The 12594-nt window shown below is 45.0% G+C and carries 12 protein-coding genes; 2 read left to right on the top strand and 10 right to left on the bottom strand.

Translation table 11 applies throughout. The annotated features are described in order from the left end of the window. Window positions 1-88: 88 nt before the first annotated feature. From tatC to AC6RGY_RS07810, 3 genes are all read right to left on the bottom strand, one after another. Window positions 89-877, bottom strand: coding sequence for a twin-arginine translocase subunit TatC (tatC, locus tag AC6RGY_RS07800; protein WP_499861504.1), 789 nt, complete (start codon window positions 875-877; stop codon window positions 89-91). Between the two features lie 33 nt (window positions 878-910). Beyond that, the gene (locus tag AC6RGY_RS07805; protein ID WP_499861505.1) at window positions 911-1579 is read right to left on the bottom strand and encodes a redox-sensing transcriptional repressor Rex; all 669 of its coding nucleotides are present in this window, start codon (window positions 1577-1579) and stop codon (window positions 911-913) included. A gap of 139 nt (window positions 1580-1718) precedes the next feature. Then, window positions 1719-2330, bottom strand: coding sequence for a 5-formyltetrahydrofolate cyclo-ligase (locus tag AC6RGY_RS07810; RefSeq protein ID WP_499861506.1), 612 nt, complete (start codon window positions 2328-2330; stop codon window positions 1719-1721). A 146-nt stretch (window positions 2331-2476) separates the two neighbouring features. Between AC6RGY_RS07810 and AC6RGY_RS07815 the strand changes: the two genes are divergently transcribed. Then, on the top strand, window positions 2477-4399 hold the full coding sequence (locus tag AC6RGY_RS07815; RefSeq protein WP_499861507.1) for an ABC-F family ATP-binding cassette domain-containing protein: 1923 nt from the start codon (window positions 2477-2479) through the stop codon (window positions 4397-4399). Between the two features lie 254 nt (window positions 4400-4653). Further along, window positions 4654-5238 (top strand): hypothetical protein, encoded by a 585-nt coding sequence (locus AC6RGY_RS07820; protein WP_499861508.1) that lies wholly within the window; start codon window positions 4654-4656, stop codon window positions 5236-5238. 142 nt (window positions 5239-5380) lie between these two features. Here AC6RGY_RS07820 and AC6RGY_RS07825 read toward each other — a convergent pair whose 3' ends face one another. The 7 genes from AC6RGY_RS07825 to pxpB all read right to left on the bottom strand — a co-directional run bounded on the left by AC6RGY_RS07825 (window position 5381) and on the right by pxpB (window position 12572). Continuing rightward, a complete protein-coding gene (locus tag AC6RGY_RS07825; protein ID WP_499861509.1) occupies window positions 5381-6106 on the bottom strand; it encodes an FkbM family methyltransferase in 726 nt (241 codons plus the stop codon). A 34-nt stretch (window positions 6107-6140) separates the two neighbouring features. Next, the gene (locus tag AC6RGY_RS07830) at window positions 6141-7376 is read right to left on the bottom strand and encodes a glycosyltransferase family 4 protein (protein WP_499861510.1); all 1236 of its coding nucleotides are present in this window, start codon (window positions 7374-7376) and stop codon (window positions 6141-6143) included. 157 nt (window positions 7377-7533) lie between these two features. Then, window positions 7534-8796 carry a glycosyltransferase family 4 protein gene (locus tag AC6RGY_RS07835; RefSeq protein WP_499861511.1) on the bottom strand — a complete coding sequence of 421 codons (1263 nt, stop codon included), beginning with the start codon at window positions 8794-8796 and terminating at the stop codon, window positions 7534-7536. Window positions 8797-8962: 166 nt separating this feature from the next. Then, window positions 8963-9559, bottom strand: coding sequence for a hypothetical protein (locus AC6RGY_RS07840; RefSeq protein ID WP_499861512.1), 597 nt, complete (start codon window positions 9557-9559; stop codon window positions 8963-8965). Between the two features lie 565 nt (window positions 9560-10124). After that, window positions 10125-11075, bottom strand: a complete 951-nt coding sequence (locus AC6RGY_RS07845) for a 5-oxoprolinase subunit C family protein (RefSeq protein ID WP_499861513.1) — start codon at window positions 11073-11075, stop codon at window positions 10125-10127. Window positions 11076-11077: 2 nt separating this feature from the next. Further along, window positions 11078-11842, bottom strand: a complete 765-nt coding sequence (locus AC6RGY_RS07850) for a LamB/YcsF family protein (RefSeq protein ID WP_499861514.1) — start codon at window positions 11840-11842, stop codon at window positions 11078-11080. Next, window positions 11826-12572, bottom strand: a complete 747-nt coding sequence (gene pxpB / locus AC6RGY_RS07855; protein ID WP_499861515.1) for a 5-oxoprolinase subunit PxpB — start codon at window positions 12570-12572, stop codon at window positions 11826-11828. Before pxpB ends, AC6RGY_RS07850 begins: the two co-directional genes overlap by 17 nt. Window positions 12573-12594: the final 22 nt, after the last annotated feature.

The following is a 12594-nucleotide window of genomic DNA, read 5'->3' on the forward strand; positions in this document are numbered from 1 at the left end:
TATCCATAATCAAATGAAACTTCACTCTGTTTGTATCGCAGGAAAGCCACTGGTTAACTGCCAGTGGCTTTTCATTTCGAAGCTTGGTCTATTCTATTGTTGAAGACTCACTGTTATGCCTTTCTTGCCACATGCGTTCACGCTCTTCATCCAACTTGATTAGACGACGATCCAACCAAGCACAGAGACCGATACTGATCTCATAAAGTAAGAAAAGTGGAATGGCCACCAGTACATTAGAGACAAAGTCAGGTGGGGTAATGAGAGCCGCCACCACAATCAATGCCACATAGGCATAACGTCGTCCCTTACGTAACATACCTGGTCTCAAAATTCTAAGACGTGTGAGGAACAGAACCACGATGGGCAGTTCAAATAAAACGGCCATCGGAAAACAGATACGAAACATAAAGGCAAACACTTCATATATACCATAGGTCATCTCTGCGCCAATAATTCCATTCAAATTACCCATAAACGAGAGTAGGAAAGGAAAAACAATAAACAATCCAAAGCTTAATCCCAGTGCAAACAAGAAGACAGCAACCGGAATATAGATGAGCGTTGCCCGCTGTTCGTGTGGCATCAAACCAGGTTTTACAAATTTCCATATTTGATATAAGAGAACCGGGAGAGTTAAGCAAAAAGAAATGACGAAGGCGAACTGCATAATGACGGTTAATGGGTCCATCGGATTAAAAATGTGGAGAGAGAATCCATCTAATGCTCGCCAGCCTTTAAACCACTGAATAAGCGGACCGGCAAAGTAGATTCCTCCTCCCATCGTGATAACAAACGTCCCCAGCACCCACAAAATACGTTTACGTAACTCAACAAAATGGTCTAGTGCGGTTTGGTTTTGCTCTTGCTCTGTCATCGGAATCCTTCCTTTAGTTCACAAAGTAAGAGGCTATCGGAGCGGAAAAGAATCTTCCTCACCAACACCTTCCGGGAAATTTTTCAAGAAGTAGATCAATGTCTGTAATTCAGTCGTTAAGTCAATATGATGAATACGGGTAGGTGGTGGTGCCGTAATGCGGGACGGACTGAAATTAAGAATTCCTTTGATCCCTGAATCCACAATTTGATCTGTTGTGGTCTGTGCTACGTTGGCAGGAACCGTCAAAATCGCCACTTCCACTTGGTGAAGCTGGCAGATATCTGGCATCCTTGCCATTGGAAAGACGGGGATATCATCAATCTCACGTCCAATTTTCGCTTTATCTGTATCAAACCCTGCCACAATCTTCGTACTGTGGCTACGATAAAAGTTGTAGCGGAGAAGCGCCGTCCCTAGATAGCCCACACCGACCAACACGACATTGGTTACCTCATCCTGGTGTAAAAAGTCACGCAAGAATTGTAATAGATATTTTACATTGTAGCCGTATCCCTTTTTCCCTAGTTCTCCTAGGTAAGAGAAATCCCGGCGTATAGTAGCGGAATCAATCTGGAGTGCTTCGCTCAGCTGTGTAGACGATACGCGCTGCTTTCCGATTCCATGAAGCTTCTCCAGATAACGATAGTACAACGGAAGACGTTTGGCGGTTACCTTTGGAATCTGAGTTTCTTGAGACATAGGGCATCCTCCAAGTGAAACTTGATATATCCTTCGCGGAAAAAACGAATGATTCTTCGTGCATTCTCAACCATTAGTATAGCATAATGAAAGAGGACGAGTGAGCAGGTGGTGGGATCGATACGTTCACAATAACAATTTACTCCATCACAGGACGATCTTTCTCAAGTGAAATGGCAACCACCCGATTCGCAGTTACGACATAGTGCAACCGCTCATCATGTTTTTCCGGATAGACGGTAGGGACGATCTGCCAAGGATAGGCCACGCCTATCCGTATGCAGTGAGAAGATAATTGGTTAGCAAAGAAACGATCATAATATCCTCCGCCATATCCCAAGCGGTAACCAGCTTCATCAAACGCTAGACCCGGTACGATTACGACATCCACAGTAGTCGGAGTGATTTCCTTCTCTGGAGTAGCACGTGGCTCTTGAATTCCATAAGCTCCTTCTTCCCAGTCATCACCACGATCCACACGATAAAGGGTCAACCTTTTTCCAACCGAATCGGTTTTCGGTAAAGCAATCTGCTTTTCTTGTTCCCACCCTATCTCCATCACTGGACGAATATCTACTTCCTGACGGAAGGGCATATAAAACAATACCGTATTTGCCTGTTGAAACACCGATAGCTTCTGTATCTGTCGACAAACCGCCTTCGATTGCTTCTCCCTCTCGTGCGTTTCCATCTCGCTTCTTTGTCTTTTCATCTGCTGACGCAAAGCTTCCTTCTCACTACGAAGGTTCATTTCCTTTCCTCCCTATCCAGCCTTTATCCCTCATTCCCTCGACCGAAATTCTAGCTCCGTTTCCTGCCCTTTCGTTCCTCTCTTCTCCATTTGCCGATAAACCGCTATTTGCGCTACACTGGAATAGGAAAAATGAGGTGAACCCGATGAATCTGTTACAAATAAAAAAAGTATCCAAATCCTTCGGAGCCACGCCTGTATTTCGGAACGCCGATCTACGTATTAACCAGAAGGAACGCGTCGGCATTGTCGGTCCCAATGGTGCCGGCAAAACCACCTTACTCAAGGTGATTCTCGGACAGTTAGAAGCAGATCAGGGAGAGATACAACGTGCTAAGAACGCGCATATCGGCTATCTCGCCCAGACCAGTGGCCTCGAGTCCACACGAACCATTTGGGATGAGATGCTGTCCGTATTTGCTGAATTACGCACAATGGAGGAAAGCCTCCGTAAGCTGGAAACGTCGATGGGGCAACCTGAGGTATTAGCAAACGAAGAGCGATATGAGAAAGTATTGGCCCAGTATGCGAAACTGCAAGAAACCTTCGAGCGAAGAGGGGGATATCAATATGAAGCCCGTATCCGCGGTGCGCTTCATGGATTGGGATTAGCGGCATTATCGTGGGAGGAGACTCCCATTCACACCTTGAGTGGCGGGCAAAAAACAAGGGTGGCATTGGCAAAGATGCTGTTAGAAGAGCCCGACCTTCTCATTCTAGATGAACCCACCAACTACCTGGACATGGAGGCCTTACGCTGGCTGGAACAAACTTTGTCCCAGTACCCCGCTGCCCTCCTCTTGGTTTCTCACGATCGCTACTTTCTCGATCAATTGGTACAAATCATTTATGAGGTGGACCGGCATCAAGTCACCCGTTACACTGGCAATTATACCCGTTACCTCATTGAAAAAGAAGAGCGCCTTGCCGAATGGCAACAAGCCTATGAGAAGCAACAAGCGGAGATTGGACAAATGGAGGATTTTGTCCAACGCAATATCGCACGCGCATCCACAACCAAGCGCGCACAAAGCCGACGCAAGGCACTGGAGAAGATGGACCGGATCGATGCACCACCAAAAGAGCGAAAAAATGCGGCCATCCGCTTCCCTACCGCTCAGACAAGTGGACAAGAGGTCCTAACGATAGACAATCTCAGCATCGGTTATCCCAATCAAGTATTGGCACAAGATCTCTCTTTTCATATTCAGCGAGGCGAGCGAGTCGCACTCCTTGGACCCAATGGCACCGGCAAAACCACTTTGCTCAAAACGATAGCCGGTACACTTCCAGCACTCGCAGGTGAGGTCCGTTTTGGTACAGGCGTACAGATGGATCTATACGATCAAGAACAAACGGGGCTTACTCTTGAAAATACCGTACTGGACGAATTGTGGAACGCTCACCCCCGCTTGGATCAGACAACCGTCCGCTCCTATTTGGGGCAATTTCTCTTTCAAGGCGAGGATGTGTTTAAGCAAGTATCCTCCTTGTCCGGAGGCGAAAAAGCGCGTCTCTCTTTGTTAAAACGCATGATCAACCGCGCCAATCTCCTCTTGATGGATGAGCCCACCAACCATTTGGATATGCCCAGTAAAGAGCGACTGGAGGAAGCACTCCATCAATATACGGGAACGCTTTTATTCATCTCACACGATCGCTACTTTATTAATAAGTTAGCCACGCATATTCTCAAACTTACACCCACCGGCTTCATTCGTTTCGAGGGCAATTTCGATCAATTTCTTGCTTATGAAGAGCAACAAGAAGTCGTCACTCCCAAAGCCATAAAGAAGCCCACCTCCAACAAAGAACAACAACGGAAAGAGAGACAACAGCAAAAGCAAAAACAAGCCGCGGAAGAACACCTTGCCACATTAGAAGCAAACATTGCTCAAATGGAAAAAGAAAAAGGACGGATTGAAGAGGAGCTCTGCCAACCAGAGAACTTTCAAGACCCCGAAAAAAGCCAACCACTACAAACCCAGTTAAGTGAACTAGAAGAAAAGATTGAAGCACTCACTCTAGAATGGGCAAATCAAGCAGAAGTTCTGAGTGAAGATCGATAGGATCAAAGAAACAGGGGTAACTTGCAAGCCCCCTTCATGGTGAAGGGGGCAAGAGATCCCTTTGGCAGACACTCTCTCATTTTTGCTCCCCATCCTCACCGATGCTAAGAAATCAAAATATATATAGTAGGAGACTGGATTCATCCCTTCTCCACTCATTCAAGGAGGTGAATACTGTTACGAAGAGTAGCAGAATCGATCACTCGATATCGCCCTCTTGCATCGCCGATGCTACTACTCGTAGCGAAAATGATATGAACTCGACAAACGCTCAGCTCTCCTGTGCCTCATTCTCCATTAACTTCTTCTCACAGATTTATTCCGCACAAAATTGCTTGCTAGTAGACTCTTCGCAAACCAGCGTCCAATTTACACTTTCCGCTGCCAACCTCGGTTCTCCGCTAAGAAGAGCAGAATTAACTACTCTTGTGGAAGGGGAACAGCAAACCGTCGTCAATTTAAAAGAAGTCATGAATAGCGCGGATACTGAATTATCCCTACCGGGATTCGTAGATGGAAGAAACCTTTTTGGTACATTTACAAGTGATGATCTAAGCGTCTTCACAACAGTACCTGAATTCGTTACAGCCGTAAATAATTTTGAGGTTCTACTGTCCGTAGAAGGCACGATCACGGTCTTCGGTGGTCAAGTTATCACCGTATTCGGCACTGTGCTTCAGACCCCATTTACAGCGGTCTTACCCGAAACCCCTTTTGTTGTTCTAAACCCTTCTCTCACTACCACCCATCGCTCTTTTCATACTAAAAAATTGGAACAAAAAAAAGCCATCCCCAAAAATCCTCTCCGAATCACTCGTCATAAAAAATCCTCCAAGTAGCGTAATGGTACATTCGCATTATGACTGTAAAACATTCTCTTCTAATATAAATTTCAAAAATTTCAGCACCCTCACATACGGGGGGTGCTGTCTGTGTATTGTTGATCCTCTTCATCAAAATCCCTACTGTTATTCTATCGTCTTACCAGGATGCCAATGCTAATGGAAGAGGATGCTCCTTAAATTCAAAAGCCACCTTTAACTCGATAGGAGCCAATTCTCCATCTGGATGAACCACGCATAGTTTCTTGCCATAATTGCTCTGAAAAATGGTGATCAATTCTTTTAATGGGAGCACTTTTTCTTCTGCTAACGTCGAATCAAGCATGAATAACAGGAGATGGATTTTCTCTTTCACCAATTCTGATAACCCCATCATGACGTCTAATTGGTCTTTTCGAACCCCTACTCTCATAAAGTCAATCCTTGGAAGATAATGAAGATGCTCGTTCAGTGATACCGCCTCTACTTCGACGTCTCTCTCGTCCGAATCTTTCTGTATGTTATTTTCATTCCTTGCACTTATCTTCACTCTATGACATCCCGAAGAAGCAGCCGCCAAATTCCAAGCCTTGGCATGCCCTTCTAAAGAATTAATGGTTAAGTTATCCCTCAAATAACGATAAGTGTTCGGACAAGGCTCATAAGAAATACACCTTCCTTGTGAACCAATACGCCTTCCCATTAAAACAGAGTAGTACCCGAAGCCTGCCCCAACATCCACCACAACTTGGTTCCTGACAATGTGATGTTTTAAAAATCGAGTAATGGCTGTGTTGTATTCCCCTTCGGTAATGAGTGTAGGAGTCATCACTAAGTTATCTGCAGGAATCCGTAGCCTGCCCCCTTCTTTTAAACGGATTATCATCCTGTTATTACCTATATATGTTCCATACACTGGGTCACAACCTCCCTTGATTCATTTTTATCGCTTCTTCATAGACGAAAATCGTCTCCCTCGCAATCTGAAACCAATCATAGTGCTTCTCCAATTGGCTATATGCATACGTAGCCATTGTCTTCATTTCTTGTGGATGATCCAATGCCCAAATCATTTTCTCCACAAGCGAATCCACACTTTCACTTTTTATCGATAAGCCATTTTTTTGATCCAGCACTACTTCCTTTAACCCTCCTGTATCTGATGCAATAACCGGCGTTTGAAAGGACATCGCTTCTAAGGCTACGATCCCAAACGCCTCGAAAAAGCTAGGAAAGACACATAAGTCTGCCACACGATAAAGTTGATCACGCGCCTCATCATCGATAAACCCTAAAAAGTTTACGGTTTCTTGCAATTGCAAGCGATCCCGATGTTCCTTTAATTTCTGCTCTAAATAACCCTCCCCAGCAATAAGTACTTTCAGTTGGGGATGCTTTATTAACACCTCAGGAAGGGCATCCAAGAGAAGGTCAATCCCCTTTTCACCCGCCAACCTTCCCACAAACAAAAGCAATTTTTCCTCAGGGGTAGCATATTGACCACGGAGTTTCCTTAAAGTCGGTTCTTCTATCTCGTCTGTAGGAAGCTCAACTCCATTGGGAATAACAGCCACGTATTTATCCTCAGGCATCCCCAATACTTCGCGCATCTCTTCAGCCATCCAATTGCTTACTGTTATAAATCTATCCGCTGTTTTAATCAGCTTGATCTCATTCTCATGACCGATATCATACTCCGTTTCCATCACACGTGAGGCACGATTGCGCAAAGCTTGAATCTGATGGAAGGTTGCTACGTAAGGAAAAGCGTACTTTTCTTGTAGACAGGCCCCCGCATAATATACCAGCCAATCATGACTATGCATAACATCAAACTGAAGGCCTTCAGATACGAGGCGTTCCACTTCCATGACCAAATCTAAATTCATATGAAATATCCAATCAAAACCGTCCCCTACATGATTACCAATCAAGTTTCGAAGACGGTGAATGTGAACACCTTCATTTATCTCAAAAAAAGGAGCATTCTTCGCCGCATTGGTTACAACATGTACTTCGACATCATGTTTAGATAAATTCCTTGCTAAACCCCACACGGCAGTAGCTAACCCACCTACCACACGGGGAGGATATTCCCAACTTAGGATCAAGACACGAAAGCGAGGCCTCTTCTTCTCTTCTCCCCTTTCATTCATCTGACTCACTCCTCTTCTCTACTTATCTTCAACGTATATTATGAAAAGAGCGAATAAATAGTATGTGCTTTTTAACCACGATAGCTAGCAGGTAAAGAAGATATCCATCTCCATTCCGGAAACCAATATTCCATTGAGATCACCCTATTTATTTGCTTTATTTTTGTGTAATACATACCTCTTGATATACTTTAATCGTCTCTTGTGCAATGTGTAGCCAATTGTAACGGTCCAAATCGTTATAAGCTTTCTCTGCTAGTGCTTTCATCTCTAGCGGATGCTCCAATGCCCACGTCACAGTCTCTTGAATGGAGGAAATACTCTCGCTCTCTATCCATAGACCATTTTCTTTATGTTTCACTACTTCCTTGAGTCCCCCTGTTCGAGAGACAATGACTGGAACATGAAACGCCATCGCTTCCAAAGCCACCAGCCCAAAAGGTTCAAAGGTACTAGGAAATAGACAAAGATCCGCTACACGATACAAGTTATCTCGAAATGCTTCTTCGACAAAACCAAGTAGCGATACATTTTTTTCTAAATCTAAATATTGGATCATTTTTTTTAATTGCTCTTCCATATACCCCGTACCTACGATGAGAAATCGAACTTGGGGTTGTTGCTGGAGCACATAAGGAATGGCTTGTAACAGATAATGAATGCCCTTTTCTGCGACCAATCTCCCTACAAACAACACGATTTTCTCCTCATCGTCTACCAAAGATCGCCGAAAGGAGGTGAGATCTTCTTCATCTCCTCCCTTCTTTGTGGAAAATTCCACGCCGTTGGGGATCACTTTAATACGGCCTTGAGGGGCATCCAATAATCTCTCCATTTCCCCCACCATGGAATTGCTTACGGTAACCATTTTATCTGCTACCTTTGATAGCTTGTGTTCTGTCTCATGAACTTTATCTTTCTCCTCTACTCGAGCAGCACGATTACGCGGTGCTTGCAAACCATGAAAGGTGGAAACCAGTGGCAGCGAATAACGTTCTTTTATACTCATCGCAGCAAACGCCACCAGCCAATCATGACTATGGATGAGGTCAAATCGAAGCCCTTCTTCAACAAGGCGCTCCACTCTATCGACCATTCCAAGATTTAAGTGGAAAATCCAATCATAGTAACTTCCTGTTTCATTATTGGCGACCAAGAGGTTGACACGATGCACATATACACCCTCACTTCTCTCGGTTAAAGGTGCATTGATGGCAGCACTCGTGATGACATGCACCTCTACCTTCTCCTGCGCAAGATGCTTTGCCAATCCGTATACCGCTTTTGCTAGCCCACCGACAATATACGGCGGGTATTCCCAGGTAAGTAGAAGCACCGATAAACCGCTCTTTGATTGACAACACTCTGACATCAATAAGGGAGGGACGTCTCCTTGGCTCTTCCCATCTCCTATCTTCAATTTCTCTCACACCCTTCTAAACTCGAAGTATGAAATCTTCCTACCTGCCTTTTTCTCGGTTCATCGTTCACCTTCATGGATTTGCATCTATCCCATCCTCTCGCTTGGACTTATGATAGAAAGCTTCGTATTGACTTTATCAATACGAAGCTTGGTTACTATGAAGTTAAAAATCGTACCGTCCATAGTTCACAATGCTAAATAGAAGTGAATAGTTACTGGAATAGCCACTAACGGTGAATGCGGAATAGTTTTCGCAAACAAAATCTGATGGGAAATAGCTAGATTGACTGTACGACACAATCCCATATGCCGGAGCGAACGGTACTGCAGCATTTACGGTTGAAAAATAAGATGCCAATGAATAGGGGGAAGGGACATGATGACCCGCTGCTCGCACTTGCCGGTCAACTTGTCGCTCTTTCTTCTCCCCTTTGAGGGTAATCTCATCCGATTGAGCGACCGGAAAGAAATGGCCCCTTTGAAAGACACCATATTGCGCTTTATATTTTCCTGGAGCCACATTGCGAATTGTACAAGAGTCTACATCTGCTTTCACAAAGATATCACGATAGTTTTCTACATCCTGATTTGCTTTTGCGTCCGATTGGAGTTGGTACAAGCGAACACCACGCAATATTTGATTTGCTTCTAAATCGAGAAAAGAGTCCAGCATCTTTTCTTTCGCAGAGGAAACACTCCACGATGCTGTTATTGACTGATCTTTCGATAAAGATAGCAATACTTTGTTTTCGGTGGACATACTTTAACCTCCTTTTTCATGAATTTCTATATCGGGATTCCTAGCGATCGCAGAACCTTTTCTTTATCAGAAACCAAAAATGGGATACTGATTTGATCCACGATTCTTCCATGTTTGTACACAGGAATAACAACAAACATATATTTCCCACTACAAATTAATCGCTGGATAGTAGAATTGGGATCTTTCACACATCCACAAGAGGATTTCCTATTGTTGGTGTAACTCATAACGCTTCTCCTTTCTAAATGAAGTGACATCAAAGGATACATTAGTAATTTATGAAAAAAACCATCATTTGGTATAAACTGCTCTCCTCGATAATCATATATAATTCCGAATTTTCCGCTCGTTTTTTTCGTAGAAATGAAGTTATTTTCTACGACCGATGACCAGCCAGAAGACAAACCTCAAAGAAATCACCCATAGTCCACTCTCCACAGGACCTGGATGAAAGCAGTCGTCATGAAAGCTTCAGGTTCTCTCGCTACCTTTTTCATGGGCGGCGGCAGTTTTTTCACCTAGTGACATCCATTTCGCTAGGTGGAGACTTTCATAGAAACCCTTATGCTCCTTTTGCCCCCGCTTCTATTTGCTGTAATCCTTTTTCCATCTCCCGCACCGCACGGTGTGCTTCTTCCACCATTACAGGACGAAAAGAAACCTGGTCTCCTGGTCCCAGTTGCGCTAAATAAGGGAGATCAGCAGAAATCACTGTAGCGATTTGTGCATATCCCCCCGTTGTCTGGTGGTCTGCCATCATAATGATAGGCTCTCCCGCAGCCGGTACCTGAATGGTTCCTCTGGTGACAGCTTCCGTCAATATATCGGCTACATCCACATGAGAGATCAAGGACCCTTCTAAACGATATCCCATTCGATTGGACTGTGCTCCAATTCGATAAGCACTAGAAAGGAGCGTTTGGATGCCTTCTTTGGTAAATGCGTCGTCATCCGGTCCCATGACAACACGCAATATGGGATGATGAACATAATACGGGATCATAGATGAGACCAAACCTCTACTTGCTTGTCCTTGAGAAGACTTGGCGCAACAAGTCCATAAACGGTCCCCTCTTTGCAGCGACCGTCCTTTCACCCCGCCTACTTTGGCTTTCACATCCGTGGATTGACTCCTCCACACTTCTTCTGCTTGCCATCCTCCTGCCACTGCTAAATACGCTCGCGCACCTCTTCGCCTTTGTGAAAAGAAAAGAGTCTCTCCCGCTCTTAGCCAGAAGCTCTTCCACAGCGGAGCAGGCTTTCCCTCCACTTCGGCACCTAAATCCCCTCCGGTGATTGCCACTAGGTGATCGTCCTCTGATTTAAGACAACATCCTGACCAGGTCACTTCCAAAGTGGCTCTATAACGTGTGTTACCGACAATCAAGTTGGCTATCGCAAAAGCATAAGGGTCCATTGCACCAGCAGGCGTAACCCCTATCTTTTGATAGCCAAAGCGACCACTATCTTGAATCGTCGTCATAATCCCTGGCTTCATCACCTTCACACTCATACTCAGCGCCTCACCTTCCTAATTTGAATTCCCTGTTCCAATAAGCCACTTCGCAATTGTTGCGCAAATTGTAGCGCATGTGGCGTATCTCCATGAACACAAATGGTATCTGCGTGTAGGATATGGTCAGTGCCTGCTGTTGTTTCTACTCTCCCTTCACTTAGCATACGGAGAACACGCTCCACCGCCTTATGTGGATCATCAATCAACGCATTTTTCTCCGTTCTCGGAGTTAAACGCCCATCTGCTTGGTATGTTCGATCAGCAAATGCTTCCTCAGCTACTGTCAGACCAGCATTTTTCCCTGCTTCAATTAAGTAGCTCCCTGAAGGCCCATATAAGACCAATTGAGGATCGAGCTCGTGTATCGCCTTCGCGATTGCTTCTGCCACTGCCTCATCTTCTGCTCCCATATGGTACAGAGCCCCATGCGGTTTTACATGGTACAAACACTGTCCGTGAAGCTTCGCAAAGGCCATCATCGCCCCCACTTGATAAACAACCAGATGGTGAATTTCCACAGGATTGATCGCCATATAACGGCGACCAAATCCCATCCGGTCTGGCAGTCCGGGATGAGCCCCTAAGCTCACCTTCTGCTCAACAGCTTTCTTAACCGTATCAAACATGACATTGTGATCCCCTGCATGGTAGCCACAAGCAATATTGGCTGAACTGATACACTGAAAAAGTGCTTCTTCCTCCACTTGTCGGTAAACCCCGTACCCTTCTCCTAAGTCACTGTTCAAATCAATTTCTGTTCTCATGGAGATCCCTCCTCATCAGTTCTTTTTTTAGAGTAATCGGTTTCTCTCTCCCCTCTTGTTCCAACCTTTGGAATTCCTCAGCGGAAATAGGGACAAAGCGAAGCCAATCTCCACTCTTAAAAGACAGTGGCTCTTCTTCTCCCCACGAGAAGAGGGAGACAGGCGTCCGCCCAATAATTTGCCAACCACCTGGTGTCTCCAAAGGGTAGATACCGGTTTGCTCTCCAGCAATGCCAACTGCTCCTCTCGGTACTTTCGCTCTCGGTTGAGAACGACGAGGAGTGGCAATCCTGCGATTCATCCCACCAAGGTAAGGAAAGCCTGGAGCGAAACCAAGCATATAGATTAGGTAGTTTGGACGAGTATGAAGGCGAACCAACTCCCCTTCCGTCATGTCGTGATAGCGAGCTACTTCCGTTAAGTCAGGACCATACTCTTCTCCATAGCAAACCGGTAAGTGAAACAGCATAGAATCAGGCAATGAATCCCTATCACTCTGCTTCTTTTCTAATCGTCTGAGTTTTCCACAAAGTGTTTCGTAGGAGATCACTATCGGATCGTAATAAATGGCCACACTCCCGTAGGTGGGTACCCATTCTACGATTCCTTCTATTTTTGCCGTTTGCAAATAGGAACAATAATCCTGTACCAAACGATTGATATCAGGGCTAATTTTCTTACCAAAGACCACACGTACTGCACGGTCACCCATCGGCCGGATCGTCTCCAATTACACCCCTCCTCTTTATACC

It is taken from the genome of Mechercharimyces mesophilus, assembly GCF_059818345.1.